The organism is Bacillus sp. FSL W8-0116 (assembly GCF_038003825.1).
Classification (GTDB): Bacteria; Bacillota; Bacilli; order Bacillales; family DSM-4216; genus Bacillus_O; species Bacillus_O smithii.
This window is the reverse complement of record NZ_JBBOPY010000001.1, coordinates 462503-479770: the sequence shown is the minus strand read 5'-3', so window position 1 is coordinate 479770 and position 17268 is coordinate 462503. Positions and strand designations below refer to the sequence as shown.

Genomic DNA, 17268 nt, shown 5'->3' with positions numbered 1-17268 from the left:
TCTGTTTAAGTCCAAATTCGATTTTTATTCAGAATACAAAGGTTTGTTTTGAAGGTAAAAAGAAGCGCAAAGACTCTGGTAGTATGAGTAAAGGAAGTGAAATGATGAGCTTTTTTCAAAAACTAAAATCAAAATTTACGAAATCAACGGATACTGTAACAGAAAAATTCAAGAGCGGTTTGTCGAAAACAAGAAGTGGATTTTCGAGTAAAATCAACGACTTGATCGCCCGCTATCGAAAAGTGGACGAGGAGTTTTTTGAGGAATTGGAAGAAATTATGATCAGTGCCGATGTCGGTGTTCAAACCGTGATGGAACTGGTGGAAGAGCTGAAAATGGAGGCCAAACGCCGGAAAATTCAAGACTCTGCTGAATTGCAAGATGTGATTGTGGAAAAACTCGTGGAGATTTATCAAGGGGGAGATGAAACCCTTCATGAACTCAATCTCCAGGAAAACAGTCTGACAGTTATTTTATTTGTCGGCGTGAACGGAGTCGGCAAAACGACAACGATAGGGAAGCTGGCCCATAAATTTAAAAATGAAGGAAAATCAGTGCTTCTGGCTGCAGGTGATACGTTCCGCGCCGGAGCCATTGAACAATTGGAAGTATGGGGGGGAAGGGTCGGAGTCGATGTGATCAAACAGACTGAAGGTTCGGACCCCGCTGCTGTCATGTTTGACGCCATCAAAGCAGCAAAAGCGAGAAAAGTAGACGTTCTCCTTTGCGATACGGCTGGACGCCTGCAAAATAAAGTGAACTTGATGAAAGAATTAGAAAAAGTGAAACGCGTGATCGAAAGGGAAGTGCCCGGGGCTCCTCATGAAGTGCTTCTCGTTTTAGATGCCACAACCGGCCAAAATGCACTGATCCAAGCAAAAACCTTTAAAGAAGCTACCCAAGTCACAGGAATTGTGTTGACCAAGCTGGATGGCACGGCGAAAGGGGGCATCGTGCTGGCAATACGAAATGAATTGCAAATTCCAGTAAAATTTGTTGGACTTGGTGAAAAAATGGATGATTTGCAGGAGTTTGATGTTGAAAAGTATGTATACGGATTATTTTCCGACCTTATGAAAGAGGATTCCACCAACTGACGTTTTGGGGGAGAGGCAGGAATAAAGGCTTCTTCTAATACCGTTTGAGCCGCAGCTGGGACTATCCGGTCAGATGAAAATAAATAGTCGACAGATCTATGGCTCAAACGGTTTTTCACTTTTGAAATAAGGGGAATGGGAGCTCCATGAGTTCCTTTATCGCCAAATAGCGCTTTTCATTCTGTCGTCAGGCACATGCAAGGAAATTTCCTTGACATTTGAAGTCATTCAAAGTACACTGAAATAGTGTAAAGGAATTCCACTTAACAACGAAAAGAGGGGAATGGCATGCTGGAAAAAACAACGAGAATGAATTTCTTGTATGATTTTTATCAATCGTTGTTGACTCCAAAGCAGCGTAATTATATGGCCCTCTATTACCTCGATGATTACTCGTTGGGGGAAATAGCAGAAGAATATGGTATAAGCCGTCAAGCAGTTTATGATAACATTAAACGGACAGAAGCCATGCTGGAAGAATATGAAGAAAAATTGTCTTTATTCAAAAAGTTTCAAATGAGGACTGAACTGTTTCAACAATTAAAGAATGCCATCTCTTCTGACAACCATTCAAAAGAGCAGTTGCTCGAGTTGGTGGAACAATTGGAGAGGTTGGAGTAGATTTTTTATAAAGAAAGGAGGCGGCAGCATTGGCTTTTGAAGGATTGGCCGAGCGTTTGCAAAACACCATTCAAAAAATCCGCGGCAAAGGAAAAGTATCCGAAGCGGATGTGAAAGAGATGATGAGAGAAGTTCGTTTAGCGCTTTTGGAAGCAGACGTCAACTTTAAAGTTGTAAAGGACTTTGTAAAAAAAGTGAGCGAACGCGCCGTTGGCCAAGAAGTGATGAAGAGTCTGACTCCCGGCCAACAAGTCATCAAAGTCGTTAAGGAAGAATTGACCGAGCTGATGGGCGGTGAACAGAGCCAAATTGCCGTTGCGAAGCGCCCTCCGACTGTTGTGATGATGGTCGGGCTCCAAGGAGCGGGGAAAACGACGACAACAGGCAAGCTGGCTAACCTTTTGAGGAAAAAATACAACCGCAAGCCGTTGCTGGTCGCTGCGGATATTTACCGTCCTGCCGCCATCAAGCAGTTGGAAACTCTCGGCAAACAGCTGAATATGCGGGTCTTTTCTCTCGGCGATCAAGTCAGCCCGGTGGAAATTGCCCAAAAGGCGATTGAAAAAGCAAAAGAAGAGCATTATGACTATGTTTTAATTGATACCGCCGGCCGGCTCCATATTGATGAAAATTTGATGGAAGAATTAAAACAAATCCAGTCTTTGACCAAGCCTGATGAAATTTTTCTTGTCGTCGATGCGATGACAGGGCAGGATGCTGTCAATGTCGCTCAAAGCTTTGATGAACAGCTTGGCATCACCGGCGTCATCTTAACCAAGCTGGACGGGGATACACGCGGAGGGGCAGCCTTATCGATTCGTTCGGTAACAGGTAAGCCCATCAAATTTGCCGGAATGGGCGAGAAAATGGATGCTCTTGAACCTTTCCATCCGGAACGAATGGCATCGCGCATTCTCGGAATGGGAGATGTGCTGACATTAATTGAAAAAGCGCAGGCTTCCGTTGACGAAGAGAAAGCAAAACAGCTTGAACAAAAAATCCGAACGATGTCATTTACACTCGATGATTTTCTTGACCAATTGGGTCAAGTCCGCTCGATGGGTCCACTCGATGAATTATTAAAAATGATCCCCGGAATGAACAGGATCAAAGGGCTGAACAACATTCAAATCGATGAAAAGCAAATCAGCCATGTGGAAGCGATTATTCGCTCAATGACAAAAGAAGAGAAAGAGCATCCGGAAATTATCAACTCCAGTCGAAGAAAACGTATCGCAAAAGGAAGCGGTACAACCATTCAAGAAGTCAATCGGCTGTTGAAACAATTTGAAGAAATGAAAAAAATGATGAAACAAATGACCAGCATGCAAAAAGGAAAGAAAAAGGGTTTCAAATTCCCTTTTATGTAAAGCAATGAGCGGCCCGTAACTATTTCACCCTTTTCATGTGAGATCTATGATGTTTTACTTTTACGGGTCTTGATCTAAACACTTTTAAATAGTAAGTTTGTTGAGGCAATATTCATGTGTTAAGAAAAAACACTTTACAAGCAATAGGATTTTTTGATAACATACTATCTTGTGTGAAACTATTCGGAGGTGCATTAATCATGGCAGTAAAAATTCGTTTAAAACGTATGGGAGCAAAAAAAGCTCCGTTCTATCGTATTGTAGTGGCAGATTCTCGTTTTCCTCGCGATGGCCGTTCTATTGAAACCATCGGAACATACAATCCGTTGACTCAACCGGCTCAAGTCGAAATTAACGAAGAATTGGCGCTTAAATGGTTGCAAAACGGTGCAAAACCGTCTGACACAGTTCGCAACCTTTTCTCTCAAAAAGGAATTATGGAAAAATTCCACAACGCTAAATACGGCAAATAAGAATGATTGAATTCATTCTTGCCGTTGACACCTTTCGCGGACCACTCGGAAAAGGCTCCGTGTCGATCCGCGAAGAGAGGTTTCTAGCCTTTCCAATGGACCAGCTGATGCCGGAAAAGTGGTTGGAAAATACGGACGTATGGTGAAAACCATTCGGACTGCTCTTTAGGCAGCTAGTGCTGATATAAAGGAAAAAGTATATTTGGAAATTGCCGAAAAAGGGAGGGGAAACCTCCCTTTTTGTATAGGACTCGTGGTCAGCCTATTGGGGGCAATCTCGGAGGTGTCCCGATGGAAATTATCCAAAAAGTGGTCGTTAAGCAAGTATTAACGGAAAAAAGCAAAGAGTTGCTACTCCAAAAATACTCGGAAAAAATCGAGCAGCTGGAAAAGGAGTGTGCTCAGCTTCAATTTGAACAAAAAAAGGTAGAAAAAGAAAAAAAATTCTCCCTTGCGCAAGTTCGTGCCTATTTCGGAAAGGAAATCGACAAACGAAGAGAAAAAATCAAGCAACATGAATTTCAACTTCAACAATTGGATTTATTGCCGCTTGGAAGCGAAATAAAAGAGCAGGAATTGGAGACGATTGTAACAGTGGAAATTGGAGACCGTTGGGATGAAGTGGCAAAAGGGAAAACGATTGTCGTGAAAGACGGAATAATTATTGACATTCGTGAGGGGTGAAAGAATGGAGAAATGGTTCAATATCGGTAAAATCGTGAATACACACGGAATCAAGGGAGAAGTGCGGGTGCTCTCCCGTACCGACTTCCCGGAAGAACGCTATAAAAAAGGCAATACTCTCTATTTATTCCTCACCGGACAAACGGAAGGAATTCCGCTCGTGGTGAATAGTCATAGGACTCATAAGTCATTCGATCTTCTTTCATTTGAAGGTTATGAAAGCATCAACGATGTGGAAAAGTTTAAAGGTGCGATGTTAAAGATTCCTGAAAGCCAGCAACACGAATTGGAGGAAGGGGAATATTACTTTCATCAAATCATTGGCTGTCAAGTAAAGACGGAAGATGGCGACCCGGTGGGAATCGTAACGGAAATTCTTACACCGGGAGCCAATGATGTCTGGGTAGTAAAAGACTCCAATGGAAAAGAATATTATATTCCGTATATTGAGGACATCGTGAAGAAAGTAGATATTGACGAAAAAATCATTATAATCCATCCAATGGAAGGACTGCTGTCATGAAGATTGATATTTTAACATTGTTTCCGGAAATGTTTGACGGTGTCTTGTCATCTTCCATTCTAAAAAAAGCGGCAGAAAAGCAAATTGTCACCTATCATGTAGTCAATTTCAGAGAATTTTCGAATGACAAGCATCAATCAGTAGATGATTATCCATACGGGGGCGGCGCCGGGATGGTATTAAAACCACAGCCCATTTTCGACGCCGTCGCCCATTTGAAACAAAAAAGCGAAAACACTCAGCCAAGAGTGATCCTTATGTGCCCCCAAGGCGAGAGATATACGCAAAAAAAAGCGGAAGAGCTGGCCGAAGAAGACCATTTGATTTTGATTTGCGGACATTATGAAGGCTATGATGAACGTATTCGGACGATCGTTACCGACGAGATTTCCATTGGCGATTTTGTGCTGACTGGAGGCGAAATCGGTGCGTTGGCAGTTGTCGACAGCGTTGTAAGACTGCTTCCCGGAGTTTTAGGCAATGAGAATTCACCGATTATGGACTCTTTTTCCTCTGGATTGCTGGAACATCCTCATTATACACGCCCCGCCGACTTTCGTGGGTTGAAAGTTCCAGACGTGCTGTTGTCCGGAAATCACCGATTGATTGAGCAATGGCGAATGAAGGAGTCGCTGCGAAGAACTTGGGAAAGAAGGCCTGACTTGTTAGAAAATTATCCATTAACTCCTGAGCAAAAGGAATGGCTGCAAGAATGGGAAAAGGGGAATTACTCGTCCTCCGACTCTTAAAAACGTACTGGCAAAATTTCTAATTACTGCTTGATTTGCGGTTGGCGATATGATAAGATTTAGCTTGTGATTTGAACGAAATATTTCGTTCTTTTCGTTTGAAAACGATGTTCCGCTGCAAACGATCGATCTGCAAGAGCATCTGTTGGAAGGAGTTGAATACGATGCACCATTTAATTGATGAAATTACAAAAGAACAACTTCGCAATGATATTCCTGATTTCCGTCCAGGGGATACTGTGCGCGTACACGTGAAAGTTGTAGAAGGAAATCGCGAACGTATCCAAATTTTTGAAGGTGTTGTAATCAAACGCCGCGGCGGCGGAATCAGCGAAACTTTTACTGTACGTAAAGTTTCTTACGGTGTAGGGGTTGAACGTACATTCCCTCTTCACACACCAAAAATTGCGAAGATTGAAGTTGTGCGTCGCGGTAAAGTTCGTCGTGCGAAACTTTACTATTTGCGTAACTTGCGAGGAAAAGCTGCTCGTATTAAAGAAATTCGATAATAGAACGATCTTTGCAAAAAGGAGCTTGTATTCAAGCTCCTTTTTATGTCCCAATACATACTACATGCTGTTCCAAATGGTGGCAAAAATAGTTTAAATGAAGTAAAATAAATGCCATGTATGGATTCTTCAGACGAAGCTTTGTTTTAAGTATGACCAAGTACACTGTGTGAATAAAGCTTCAACAAATTGTAAGAGTTGCGGCAGGAAAACGTATCGATCAGATTATATTCCCGTTTTCTCTGTTTGAATTAATAGAAAAACAAACGCCGTTTTTCCTCGGAATTTGTGTGGCAAATGGTCCGAGGAAACAGCATGCAGGCGCAATTTTGATTCTATATAGGCATTGGGTGGTGGACAATTTGGCAAAACAGAAAAATGAATTATGGGAATGGACAAAAGCTCTTTTAATCGCAGTGGCTCTCGCGGCGATTATTCGTTACTTCGTTTTTGCTCCTATTGTGGTTGACGGACTTTCGATGATGCCGACACTACATAACGGAGACCGTATGATTGTCAATAAACTTGCGAAACCCAAACGATTCGATATTGTCGTATTTCACGCACCGGAAGGAAAAGATTATATTAAACGAGTGATCGGGCTTCCGGGAGATAGAATCGAATATAAGAACGACAAATTGTATATTAATGGAAAATATTATAAAGAACCCTATTTAGACAAATACAAAAAAGAAGTGACGGACGGTCCTTTAACACAAGACTTTACTTTGAAAGAAATTATTGGCCGCGATACAGTGCCAAAAGGAGAGATTTTTGTCTTAGGGGACAATCGCCGATTCAGCAAAGACAGCCGCCATATCGGGACGATCAAAATGGATAAAATAGTAGGGGAGACAAAGTTTATTTATTGGCCGATTAAAGATTTCGGAATAGCCAAATAGCCCGTTTTTTGTACCAAAGGAATGTTTTTTTGTCGTTCCATTAAACACATGTTTCCCGAATCATGGATTCATCTTAGAATTTCTCGTTGGAATAAGCTTGGCTTGATTAAAACACTTCATCTCAATAGCTAAGCTTATCAGAAACCATTCAGATAGGAGGTGAAATCATGACGATACAATGGTTTCCTGGCCATATGGCAAAGGCGAGGAGAGAAGTGACCGAGAAACTTAAACTCATTGATATCGTTTTTGAGCTGGTAGATGCTCGTTTGCCGCTGTCTTCACGAAATCCGATGATCGATGAAATCATCCAGCAAAAACCTAGAATCATTTTATTGAACAAAGCGGATTTGGCTGATTCGGATTGGACGAAAGAATGGATCGCTTACTTCAAGAGTCGCCAATTGCCCGCCATTGCCATAAACTCTCAAGAGGGTCAGGGACTTTCCCAAATAATGAATAAGACAAAAGAGCTGTTGAAAGAAAAATTTGAGCGAATGAGAGCAAGGGGGATCAAACCCCGAGCTGTTCGTGCGATGATTGTCGGTATTCCAAATGTGGGGAAATCCACTCTGATTAATCGGCTGGCTAAACGAAACATTGCCAAGACAGGCAATACACCAGGGGTGACGAAAGCCCAACAATGGATAAAAGTGGGGAAGGAACTGGAACTCTTAGATACCCCAGGTATTTTATGGCCTAAATTTGAAGATGAGGAAGTAGGCTATAAATTGGCGCTAACGGGGGCCATAAAAGATTCGATCATTAATTTGCAAGATGTTGCAGCATATGGACTGCGATTTTTAAAGGAGCATTATCCCGAGCGTCTGACAGAGCGATACCAGATTGACCCTCATTTGGAAATCATCGAAATGTTTGATGCCATTGGAAAACTGAGAGGCTGCCTGCTAAAGGGCGGAGAAATTGATTACGATAAAACAACTGATATTATCATCCGCGATATCCGTTCTGAAAAGTTAGGGAAATTGACGTTTGATTTTCCGGAAAATCACCTTTCTTAAAGATATTTGCGGCGTAACCCCTTTTCTTTTTAACCGGCCTGTGAGGGAATAAAGACGAAGCCTTTTGGGTAGAAGCTGAATTTTTTCCATATGGACACTTCAAAGTTAAATGAATCGGACGATGTCCACGACAGACTCAAGACCCTCTTAGCGGGTCTTTATTTTTTATTGTGAAAAGCCGATAATAAAACAAAGAGGGGACATGCCCCTTATCCAATATCGAGCATTTTCTGATGAAATTCAGCTGACGATTCGAAGTTTCGGATGTTTATTCTGTCCTTATATCCAGATCGAAAGAAATGGGATTCTTAGAATAGAAGTAGTAGTTTTGAAAGATTTCCGTTCCATTTCAAAAAGGAGGAGACGGTATATGAGCCTGACAATTGGGGAAATCAAAGAAAAAATCAAAGAGATCGAGTCTGAAGATGACCCGTTATTTCAGGAATGGCTGCGTGATGAGCGAAAAGGAGTGCAAAAACTGATTCAGGCTTGGTATAAAGAACAAGAAAAGAAACAGAGAGAAAAAGAACAATTTCGATCACTATTTACTTATGAAAATAAAGCCAAAAAAAAAGGTTATTCGATTATTGCCGGGATCGATGAAGTTGGCAGAGGGCCGCTTGCCGGACCCGTTGTAGCGGCAGCGGTCATTTTGTCGGAAGATTTTTCTTTGCCGGGTCTCAATGATTCTAAAAAACTGAGTAAAGCAAAACGAGAATCCTATTATACATATATTAAACAACATGCAGACATAGGAATCGGGATTGTGGACCATAAGCAAATTGACCAATTGAACATCTATCAAGCGACAAAAAAAGCAATGCAGATGGCTGTACAATCGCTCACTCGAACTCCGGATTATTTGCTGATCGATGCCATGACTCTCCCACTTTCTGTTCCTCAAGAATCTATTATAAAAGGAGACAGTAAAAGTGCTTCGATTGCCGCCGCATCGATTGTTGCGAAAGTGGAAAGAGACAGGATGATGGAACAGTTCGCAAAGAAGTACCCCTATTACGGATTTGATCAAAACATGGGCTACGGAACGAAGGAGCATCTTGCTGGTTTGAAAATATACGGCCCTTCAGACATCCATCGCCTATCCTTTTCTCCGGTGAAAGAAATCGTGGAGAGCCTAAAAGGGGAGAAGATTCATTGAATATTTTGCAAAGTATTGTTTCCCTAAAAGGAATCCCTCAGGAAAGACAAGTCCATTTTCAGACAGGAGAAATGTTTTCGGCCAAAATTGTCCGGTGGCTTCCACAAAATATGGCAGAAATCAATATAAAAGGACAAAAGATGTTCGCTAAAATGGAAGTTCCGCTCCAAGCCGGAGAACGGTACTGGTTTATAGTAGCCACGGTGAAAAATGGTTTGCACTTAAAAGTGCTTGCCAATGCAGCAGAAATGGGGACGGACCCTAAACTTGCGGCCGAAAGTCTTGTGAAAAAACTTTCTCTTCCCGTTTCTCCGGAGATCAAGGCGATTGCAGAAAAAATGGCGGCTGAACAATGGGTGCTGACAAAAGAAAAAATGAAAAATGCAGCCCAATGGCTGAAGCTGACGGATACAAAAGCAGGGCTTGACATTTTAAAGTTGATGATGGATCGTTCCCTCCCATTTACGAAAAGTGTCTTTAATTCATTGATGTCAGTAATGGGGGAGACGGGCAGCACCCATTCATTGTTGGCGGCATTAAGGGAACAGATGGCGTCTTCATCGCCTGAAGGAGATCTTGTGCCCCCATTGATGAACACGCTTCATCAAATAAAGGATCCTTCCACAAAATTATTGGCAATGAAGTTTTTCCAAAAGTTTCTTGCGCTTCTGGAAAGCGGCGGTCCATCCGAACAAGATGCCGCAGCTGATTTGCTTCAAAAGTGGGGATTTTTGCCGAAAGAAGAACAAAACGGTGTTCGACTGTCCGATTTGGCGATCAAATGGCTGAATTCTTTATTTTCTTCTTCAACGGATGATGATTCCTTTCAACGGCTTTTTTCATCTGGGGAGATTGGAAGAAAACAGCTTTCATCCTTTTTATCCCGGCTGGATCCCGCCCAGCAAGAATTGGTTCGTGATATTTTGCGTGAGAGTGGATCGAAACAGTCGCAGACAACGGAATGGGCTGAAAAAGTTTATTCGGCATTGCTGAAGGAGGCGGCATCCATTCCGGAAAACGGTGAAATCTCATTAAAGAAACTGGCTGCTTTGCTGACAGTTTCGGAAGGCCAGCTGCTAAAACTAGTGGAACAGGAGGCTGACCGTACGAGACAGCTTCCCTTAGATAGCTTAAGCGAAGGGGAAAAACTGTTCCAGGGCTTGTGGGAAAAAGTAAAACAAGAGACGGAAAATCATTTAACAGGCAAGGATGCTTTTGCTCTCTTGAAAACGATGATGAAATTATTGGGCGCCGATTACGAATCCAACCTTTTATCTTTCACTGAAAATTGGAAAGAAGTTTTAAAACCACAGCTGGCCGATCTTGTAAAAGACCAGGCTTCCAGAGAGATCAAAGACAGCGCCGAAAAACTATTGGCGAGGCTGAATGCATACCCGATTTTATCAAACGATCTGGGAGCCGCTCAAACCATTGTCATGAATTTTCCTCTTTCTTTTTTCGGGCTCAACACAGATTTGACGATAAAATGGTCTGGAAAAAAGAATAAAGACGGAAAGCTTGACCCGGACTATTGCCGAATTCTTTTTTATTTGGATTTGAAAAATTTAAAAGAGGTTGTTGTCGATATGCAAGTTCAAAACCGTATCGTCACTCTCCTTATAATGAACGACAACCCGGAACTAAAAACGATTGCCTCTCCGCTTTTATCCAACTTAAAAGAAGGATTGCAACAGATTGGCTACCAATTATCTTCTGTCCAGTTTAAACCTTTAGATGAAAAAAACGGGAAAATGATCCTTCGGGAAATGATGCAAGATCCATTTTCGAGCGGAGTGAATATTTTGATATGAAAAAAGAAAACGGAATAAAACGAAAACAAGCAGCTGCTCTTTCTTATGATCCTCATAAGCATCAAGCTCCAATTCTTATCGCGAAAGGGTCAGGCAAAACGGCTGAGGCGATTATTGAAAAAGCTGAAAAAAACCATATTCCCATTCAAGAAGACCCTAATTTAGTGGAATTGCTTTGCAAACTGGAATTGTCTACAGTGATACCGGAAGAACTGTATCAAGCAGTTGCAGAAGTTTTTGCCTTTATTTATCGGTTGGATAAAGCAGAGGAAGAAGGGCATAATGAGTGAACCGGCGGAACGCCGGTTCTTTTGTACAATTATTAAAGTAAACGAGAAGAATAGGGACATAAAATACAAAAAAAGACATAAATGCTAATAAAAAGAGAGAAGAGCTAGACAAATAGTCAGAGTTTTTATAAAATAAAAAATACGCAGTCCATTATTGGTTGTTAATAGGAGGATGGAATGAATGAATATCCATGAGTACCAAGGAAAAGAAATACTCAGAAAGTATGGGGTGGCGGTTCCAAACGGCAAAGCGGCTTATTCTGTGGAAGAAGCAGTCGAAGCCGCTAAAGAACTAGGGACGGATGTTTGGGTTGTGAAAGCGCAGATTCATGCTGGGGGACGTGGAAAAGCAGGCGGCGTCAAAATTGCGAAAAACTTAGATGAAGTTCGTACATATGCGGAGGAATTGTTGGGGAAAACACTTGTCACACATCAAACCGGTCCAAAAGGCAAAGAAGTAAAGCGCTTACTTATAGAAGAAGGCTGCGATATAAAGAAAGAATATTATGTGGGGATCGTGCTGGACCGTGCCGCTTCCCGCGTTGTATTAATGGCTTCAGAAGAAGGCGGTACGGAAATAGAAGAAGTGGCTGCGAAGACTCCTGAGAAAATTTTCAAAGAGACGATAGATCCATTAACGGGATTAACACCTTTCCAAGCCCGCAGGATTGCTTTCCATATCAACATTCCAAATGAACTGGTGAATCAAGCGGCGAATTTCATGCTGGGTCTTTACAAAGTATTTGTTGAAAAAGACTGTTCCATTGCAGAAATTAATCCGCTTGTTGTGACCGGCGACGGAAAAGTCATGGCGCTGGATGCAAAGCTTAACTTTGACTCGAATGCTCTGTATCGCCATAAAGATATTCTTGAATACCGCGACTTAGATGAAGAAGATCCAAAAGAAATCGAAGCTTCTAAATATGATTTAAGCTACATTTCTCTTGAAGGCAATATCGGTTGCATGGTAAATGGAGCTGGTCTTGCGATGGCGACCATGGATATCATTAAATATTACGGCGGTGAACCGGCGAATTTCCTCGATGTCGGGGGCGGCGCTACAGCTGAAAAAGTAACGGAAGCCTTTAAAATTATATTATCTGATCCCAACGTAAAAGGGATATTTGTCAATATTTTTGGAGGCATTATGAAATGCGACGTCATCGCGACGGGTATTGTCGAAGCCGCTAAAGAACTTGGCTTGCAAGTTCCGCTTGTGGTCCGTCTCGAAGGAACCAATGTGGATCTAGGCAAGAAAATTTTAAATGAATCTGGTCTTCATATTATAGCCGCAGAATCCATGGCGGATGGAGCACAAAAAATAGTGGAACAAGTAGGTTAAGAAAGGCGGGGAAAAAATGAGTATATATGTGAATAGAGAAACAAAAGTCATTGTTCAAGGAATTACCGGATCTACTGCTCGATTCCATACAAAACAAATGCTGGAATATGGTACGAAAATTGTGGGCGGTACTTCTCCTGGTAAAGGTGGCACGGAAATAGAAGGGGTGCCTGTATTTAATACTGTGAAAGAAGCCGTGGAAACCACTGGGGCAAACGCATCGGTTATTTATGTACCTGCGCCTTTTGCTGCCGACGCGATTATGGAAGCAGTAGATGCCGAACTGGAATTGGTCGTCTGCATCACGGAGCATATTCCCGTTTTGGATATGGTTCAAGTAAAACGCTTTATGGAAGGAAAGAAAACACGGTTAATTGGTTCCAACTGTCCAGGCGTTATTACACCGGAAGAATGCAAAATTGGCATTATGCCCGGATATATTCATAAAAAAGGCCATGTCGGCGTCGTTTCTCGGTCTGGAACTTTAACGTATGAAGCTGTGCACCAATTGTCACAAGCCGGTATTGGCCAATCTTCAGCCGTCGGAATCGGAGGAGATCCTGTCAACGGAACAAATTTTATTGATGTTTTAAAAGAGTTTAATCATGATCCCGACACTTATGCCGTCATTCTGATTGGAGAAATCGGTGGTACCGCAGAGGAAGACGCGGCCCGCTGGATAAAAGCCAATATGAAAAAGCCGGTTGTCGGATTTATCGGTGGAAGGACGGCCCCTCCGGGTAAACGTATGGGTCATGCCGGCGCGATTATTTCAGGCGGCAAAGGGACGGCGGATGAAAAAATCCGCGTGATGAAAGAATGCGGCATTAAAATAGCGGATACGCCGGCGAAAATAGGCGAAACATTGATTGAAGCCATTAAAGAGGCAGGACTGTACGAACAATGTAAGACCCATTGACCAAAATGAAGTTTAAACAGACAATCTTTTTTTGTCAAAATACTTGTAATAGTCGGCCGTTGGGAAAAGCAATCGGTGGTTCTGCAACCAACCATTGCCGAAAAGTCCCAACGGCTTATCAAGCTTAACTAGCGTTTTCTACCGTTCCGTTCCTTTAGATGCCTCAATGTATTGGCCCCAATTTGTAAAAAGTTCGTTGTATTAAGAATCAATCAGCATTAGGGACAGAGTTTCCCCTTTGAACTAATATTAGACTTGCCAATATTGAAGAAGGGGCTTACTGCCCGTTTATGCACGATAAAGTGAAACTTCTTTCAAGAGACCGTTGATGGTTAGTTGAACCAAAAAAAGGAGGACTTTTATGGATGAATTGTCGCAAAAACTGTTTCATTTATCTCATTGTCCATCGATGACTTGGAACAGAATCTTTCGCCTGTTAAAGGCCGATCCTTCGTTGAAACATATCTACTCTTATTCTGCCCGCCATTTCAGTGAAGTTTTGTCCACCCCCATGAAAAAATCTCTTCAGATTTATCAAGAAATCCATTCCTTTGACATACATCAATCGCTGAATATATATAATCGTTATCAAATTAAGTTTTTTCCCATATATGATTCTAATTATCCTCGCTTGTTAAAGCAAATCCCCACCCCGCCTTGGGGTCTTTATGCAGCAGGAGATTCCCGGCTTTTATCTGACGAGAAAAAGATCGCGTTTGTTGGATCCAGAAAAGGAAATGATTATGGAAAAAAAGTCATCTCCGAGTTTATACCGCCGTTGGTAGAGGAAAAATTTATTATTGTCAGCGGTTTGGCTTCCGGTATTGATTCCTTCAGCCACCAAGCGGCCTTACAAGCTGACGGGAAAACCATTGCTGTACTTGGCGGCGGCTTTTGTCATCTTTACCCGAAAGAAAACGCACCTTTAGCTAAACTTATTGCGGAAAAAGGGCTTTTAATTTCAGAATATCCGCCAAATAGGAAACCGAAAAAGTGGCATTTTCCGGAACGAAATCGCATTATTAGTGGTATGACGATTGGTACGGTGGTCATACAGGCAGGAAAGCGGAGTGGGTCTTTGATCACCGTTCAGCATGCTTTGGAGCAAGGAAAAGAAGTGTTTGCAGTCCCCGGCGCCATTTTTGATCCCCTTTCCGAAGGCACACATGATTTAATTGCGGATGGAGCTCATCTCGTTAGAAACGCCGAAGATATTATAAAGGCTTTTTAAATGGAGGCAAAGAAAAAAATTTCAACATAAAAATGAAAATAGGAATTTTTTCATCCACAACGGATTATGAATGAAAAACAGATTTTTTATGTAAAAAGGTTGCATTTCTTTTCATTCTGTTATACATTGTGCAACAGAATACTCGTAAACAAGTTTCCAAAATTATGAAAACTGAAAAACGAGAGAAAACATTACAAACGGAAGATGCCTCTAATCAGTGGGTATATCTTTCGTATAAATGTTTCCATTTTTACCCGTTAGGGGAGGTTTACACATGTCAGATTATCTCGTAATAGTGGAATCCCCAGCAAAAGCAAAAACCATTGAAAAATATTTGGGGAAAAAATATAAGGTGAAGGCTTCCATGGGGCATGTCCGAGATTTGCCTAAAAGCCAAATGGGAGTTGATATAAAAAATCGTTTTGAACCAAAATATATTACTATTCGTGGAAAAGGCGCCATCTTAAAAGAGCTGAAATCAGCAGCCAAAAAGGCGAAAAAAGTTTATCTTGCCGCCGACCCGGACCGTGAAGGAGAAGCCATTGCATGGCATCTGGCTCATAGTCTAAACCTCGACATGGACTCAGACTGCCGTGTAGTTTTCAATGAAATCACAAAAGATGCCATTAAAGAATCTTTCAAACATCCACGGCCGATCAATATGGATTTGGTCGATGCTCAGCAGGCGCGCAGGGTGCTGGATCGTCTCGTTGGGTATAAAATAAGCCCGCTCCTTTGGAAAAAAGTAAAAAAAGGATTGAGCGCAGGACGAGTTCAATCGGTTGCACTTCGGCTTATCATCGATCGAGAAAAAGAAATTCAGAATTTTAAGCCGGAAGAATATTGGACGATCGAAGCAGTCTTTCGAAAAAATAGCGATCGTTTTCAAGCTTCATTTTACGGGATCGATGGAAAAAAACAGGATGTGAAATCAGAGGAGCAAGTAAAGGAAATTTTAGCGAAACTTAACGGAGAAGAATTCACGGTTGATAGCGTTACGAAAAAAGAACGAAAGCGAAACCCTGCTCCGCCTTTTACCACATCTTCTTTACAGCAAGAAGCTGCCAGAAAGCTTAATTTCCGTGCGAAGAAAACAATGATGATCGCCCAGCAGCTTTATGAAGGGATTGATCTGGGAAAAGAAGGCACGGTCGGTTTGATTACGTACATGAGAACCGATTCGACACGTATATCGGAAGTGGCTCAGAAAGAATCTTTACAGTATATAGAAGAACATTTTGGAAAAAACTATACTCCAACGGAAAAGCGAAAAGAAAGAAAGCAAACAAATGCCCAAGATGCCCATGAAGCGATTCGGCCTACCAGCACATTTAGAGAGCCGGCGAAAATAAAAGAATATTTAACCAGAGATCAATTTAAACTGTATAAACTGATTTGGGAGCGTTTTGTAGCTAGTCAAATGGCTCCTGCGATCATGGATACCATCAGTGTGGATCTTCTGCAAAATGGGGTCCTATTTCGGGCAAATGGTTCGAAAATAAAATTTCCGGGATTTATGAAAGTTTATGTGGAAGGAACGGACGATAACAAAGAAGAAAAGGAAAATTGGTTGCCTGATTTACAAAAAGGTGATAGAGTAAATTCGGAAAAAATTGAACCTGTACAGCATTTTACACAACCACCGCCAAGATATACGGAAGCTCGTTTAGTGAAAACGCTGGAGGAGCTTGGAATTGGACGGCCATCCACCTATGCTCCTACTCTTGATACGATACAAAAACGAGGCTATGTGTCTTTAGATAATAAACGCTTTGTTCCCACAGAGCTTGGCGAAATTGTCTATGAATTATTGCTTGAGTTTTTCTCGGAAATTGTAGATGTGGAATTTACGGCCAATATGGAAAAGGAATTGGATGAAATCGAAGAAGGAAAAGTAGAGTGGATCAAAGTCATAGATGATTTTTACAAAGGCTTTGAAAAACATTTGGATAAAGCAGAACAAGAAATGGAAAAAGTAGAAATAAAAGATGAGTATGCCGGGGAAGATTGCGAACGATGCGGAAGCCCGATGGTATTTAAAATGGGCAGATACGGAAAGTTTATGGCCTGCAGCAATTTTCCGGAATGCCGAAACACTAAGCCGATAGTGAAAGAAATCGGAGTGAAATGCCCGAAATGCCATAAAGGAAATATAATAGAAAGAAAAAGCAAAAAAAGCCGGATTTTTTACGGCTGCGACCGTTATCCGGAATGCGATTCTCTTTCATGGGATAAACCGATTGATCGTAAATGCCCGAAATGCGAAGGACTGTTAGTAGAAAAAAAATTAAAAAAAGGCGTGCAAGTTCAATGTACACAGTGTGAATATAAAGAACAACCGCAACAATAAATGGAATTTGGCTGCATGATTGAATGTGGGCGTTCTTTGTCCTTTCGTTCCGAAAATGCCTGCAGCAAAAGCAGTCCGTAAAACAGCCTCGTGTGAGGAATGTTAAGATTCCAATAAGATCACGGAAGGGTGGGCAAAATCGCTCACTCTTTCTTCGTGGTAAGCAAAACGCTTTTTTTGACGATTCAACTGTTGTAAAATCCATACGGGATAAAG

17 protein-coding genes are annotated in these 17268 nt (G+C 41.7%); all 17 read left to right on the top strand.

Annotation, left to right across the window (positions count from 1 at the left end; all coding sequences use genetic code 11):
- Positions 1 to 104 precede the first annotated feature (104 nt).
- Positions 105 to 1097, top strand: a complete 993-nt coding sequence (ftsY, locus tag N1I86_RS02235) for a signal recognition particle-docking protein FtsY (protein WP_341094739.1) — start codon at positions 105 to 107, stop codon at positions 1095 to 1097.
- Positions 1098 to 1385: 288 nt separating this feature from the next.
- The gene (locus N1I86_RS02230; RefSeq protein ID WP_003354549.1) at positions 1386 to 1718 is read left to right on the top strand and encodes a putative DNA-binding protein; all 333 of its coding nucleotides are present in this window, start codon (positions 1386 to 1388) and stop codon (positions 1716 to 1718) included.
- Positions 1719 to 1747: 29 nt separating this feature from the next.
- The gene (ffh, locus tag N1I86_RS02225; RefSeq protein ID WP_341094738.1) at positions 1748 to 3088 is read left to right on the top strand and encodes a signal recognition particle protein; all 1341 of its coding nucleotides are present in this window, start codon (positions 1748 to 1750) and stop codon (positions 3086 to 3088) included.
- 200 nt (positions 3089 to 3288) lie between these two features.
- Complete coding sequence (gene rpsP / locus N1I86_RS02220; RefSeq protein WP_003354551.1) at positions 3289 to 3561, top strand: 30S ribosomal protein S16; 273 nt, start codon at positions 3289 to 3291, stop codon at positions 3559 to 3561.
- 291 nt (positions 3562 to 3852) lie between these two features.
- Positions 3853 to 4245, top strand: a complete 393-nt coding sequence (locus N1I86_RS02215) for a YlqD family protein (protein WP_327797886.1) — start codon at positions 3853 to 3855, stop codon at positions 4243 to 4245.
- Between the two features lie 4 nt (positions 4246 to 4249).
- Positions 4250 to 4768, top strand: coding sequence for a ribosome maturation factor RimM (gene rimM, locus N1I86_RS02210; protein ID WP_341094737.1), 519 nt, complete (start codon positions 4250 to 4252; stop codon positions 4766 to 4768).
- Positions 4765 to 5517 (top strand): tRNA (guanosine(37)-N1)-methyltransferase TrmD, encoded by a 753-nt coding sequence (gene trmD, locus N1I86_RS02205; protein WP_003354554.1) that lies wholly within the window; start codon positions 4765 to 4767, stop codon positions 5515 to 5517. Before rimM ends, trmD begins: the two co-directional genes overlap by 4 nt.
- A gap of 164 nt (positions 5518 to 5681) precedes the next feature.
- Complete coding sequence (gene rplS / locus N1I86_RS02200) at positions 5682 to 6026, top strand: 50S ribosomal protein L19 (RefSeq protein ID WP_003354556.1); 345 nt, start codon at positions 5682 to 5684, stop codon at positions 6024 to 6026.
- Between the two features lie 362 nt (positions 6027 to 6388).
- Complete coding sequence (lepB, locus tag N1I86_RS02195) at positions 6389 to 6928, top strand: signal peptidase I (protein WP_040341500.1); 540 nt, start codon at positions 6389 to 6391, stop codon at positions 6926 to 6928.
- A gap of 167 nt (positions 6929 to 7095) precedes the next feature.
- Complete coding sequence (gene ylqF / locus N1I86_RS02190) at positions 7096 to 7950, top strand: ribosome biogenesis GTPase YlqF (RefSeq protein ID WP_341094736.1); 855 nt, start codon at positions 7096 to 7098, stop codon at positions 7948 to 7950.
- Positions 7951 to 8320: 370 nt separating this feature from the next.
- Complete coding sequence (locus tag N1I86_RS02185; protein ID WP_341094734.1) at positions 8321 to 9109, top strand: ribonuclease HII; 789 nt, start codon at positions 8321 to 8323, stop codon at positions 9107 to 9109.
- Positions 9106 to 10920, top strand: coding sequence for a hypothetical protein (locus N1I86_RS02180; protein WP_341094732.1), 1815 nt, complete (start codon positions 9106 to 9108; stop codon positions 10918 to 10920). Before N1I86_RS02185 ends, N1I86_RS02180 begins: the two co-directional genes overlap by 4 nt.
- Positions 10917 to 11210, top strand: a complete 294-nt coding sequence (locus N1I86_RS02175) for an EscU/YscU/HrcU family type III secretion system export apparatus switch protein (RefSeq protein WP_341094730.1) — start codon at positions 10917 to 10919, stop codon at positions 11208 to 11210. Before N1I86_RS02180 ends, N1I86_RS02175 begins: the two co-directional genes overlap by 4 nt.
- Before the next feature lie 181 nt (positions 11211 to 11391).
- Positions 11392 to 12552 carry an ADP-forming succinate--CoA ligase subunit beta gene (sucC, locus tag N1I86_RS02170; protein ID WP_341094729.1) on the top strand — a complete coding sequence of 387 codons (1161 nt, stop codon included), beginning with the start codon at positions 11392 to 11394 and terminating at the stop codon, positions 12550 to 12552.
- 16 nt (positions 12553 to 12568) lie between these two features.
- A complete protein-coding gene (sucD, locus tag N1I86_RS02165; protein ID WP_341094727.1) occupies positions 12569 to 13471 on the top strand; it encodes a succinate--CoA ligase subunit alpha in 903 nt (300 codons plus the stop codon).
- 361 nt (positions 13472 to 13832) lie between these two features.
- Complete coding sequence (gene dprA, locus N1I86_RS02160) at positions 13833 to 14702, top strand: DNA-processing protein DprA (protein WP_003354564.1); 870 nt, start codon at positions 13833 to 13835, stop codon at positions 14700 to 14702.
- 274 nt (positions 14703 to 14976) lie between these two features.
- On the top strand, positions 14977 to 17052 hold the full coding sequence (gene topA / locus N1I86_RS02155) for a type I DNA topoisomerase (RefSeq protein ID WP_341094725.1): 2076 nt from the start codon (positions 14977 to 14979) through the stop codon (positions 17050 to 17052).
- The last annotated feature ends 216 nt before the right edge of the window (positions 17053 to 17268 follow it).

What these genes read in the sequence shown, in the direction of transcription:
- sucD (WP_341094727.1), top strand. Translation starts at nt 12,569, where the DNA reads ATGAGTATATATGTGAATAGAGAAACAAAAGTCATTGTTCAAGGAATT.
- rimM (WP_341094737.1), top strand. Translation starts at nt 4,250, where the DNA reads ATGGAGAAATGGTTCAATATCGGTAAAATCGTGAATACACACGGAATC.
- sucC (WP_341094729.1), top strand. Translation starts at nt 11,392, where the DNA reads ATGAATATCCATGAGTACCAAGGAAAAGAAATACTCAGAAAGTATGGG.
- N1I86_RS02230 (WP_003354549.1), top strand. Translation starts at nt 1,386, where the DNA reads ATGCTGGAAAAAACAACGAGAATGAATTTCTTGTATGATTTTTATCAA.
- N1I86_RS02185 (WP_341094734.1), top strand. Translation starts at nt 8,321, where the DNA reads ATGAGCCTGACAATTGGGGAAATCAAAGAAAAAATCAAAGAGATCGAG.
- N1I86_RS02215 (WP_327797886.1), top strand. Translation starts at nt 3,853, where the DNA reads ATGGAAATTATCCAAAAAGTGGTCGTTAAGCAAGTATTAACGGAAAAA.
- rplS (WP_003354556.1), top strand. Translation starts at nt 5,682, where the DNA reads ATGCACCATTTAATTGATGAAATTACAAAAGAACAACTTCGCAATGAT.
- ftsY (WP_341094739.1), top strand. Translation starts at nt 105, where the DNA reads ATGAGCTTTTTTCAAAAACTAAAATCAAAATTTACGAAATCAACGGAT.
- trmD (WP_003354554.1), top strand. Translation starts at nt 4,765, where the DNA reads ATGAAGATTGATATTTTAACATTGTTTCCGGAAATGTTTGACGGTGTC.
- dprA (WP_003354564.1), top strand. Translation starts at nt 13,833, where the DNA reads ATGGATGAATTGTCGCAAAAACTGTTTCATTTATCTCATTGTCCATCG.
- topA (WP_341094725.1), top strand. Translation starts at nt 14,977, where the DNA reads ATGTCAGATTATCTCGTAATAGTGGAATCCCCAGCAAAAGCAAAAACC.
- N1I86_RS02175 (WP_341094730.1), top strand. Translation starts at nt 10,917, where the DNA reads ATGAAAAAAGAAAACGGAATAAAACGAAAACAAGCAGCTGCTCTTTCT.
- ylqF (WP_341094736.1), top strand. Translation starts at nt 7,096, where the DNA reads ATGACGATACAATGGTTTCCTGGCCATATGGCAAAGGCGAGGAGAGAA.
- rpsP (WP_003354551.1), top strand. Translation starts at nt 3,289, where the DNA reads ATGGCAGTAAAAATTCGTTTAAAACGTATGGGAGCAAAAAAAGCTCCG.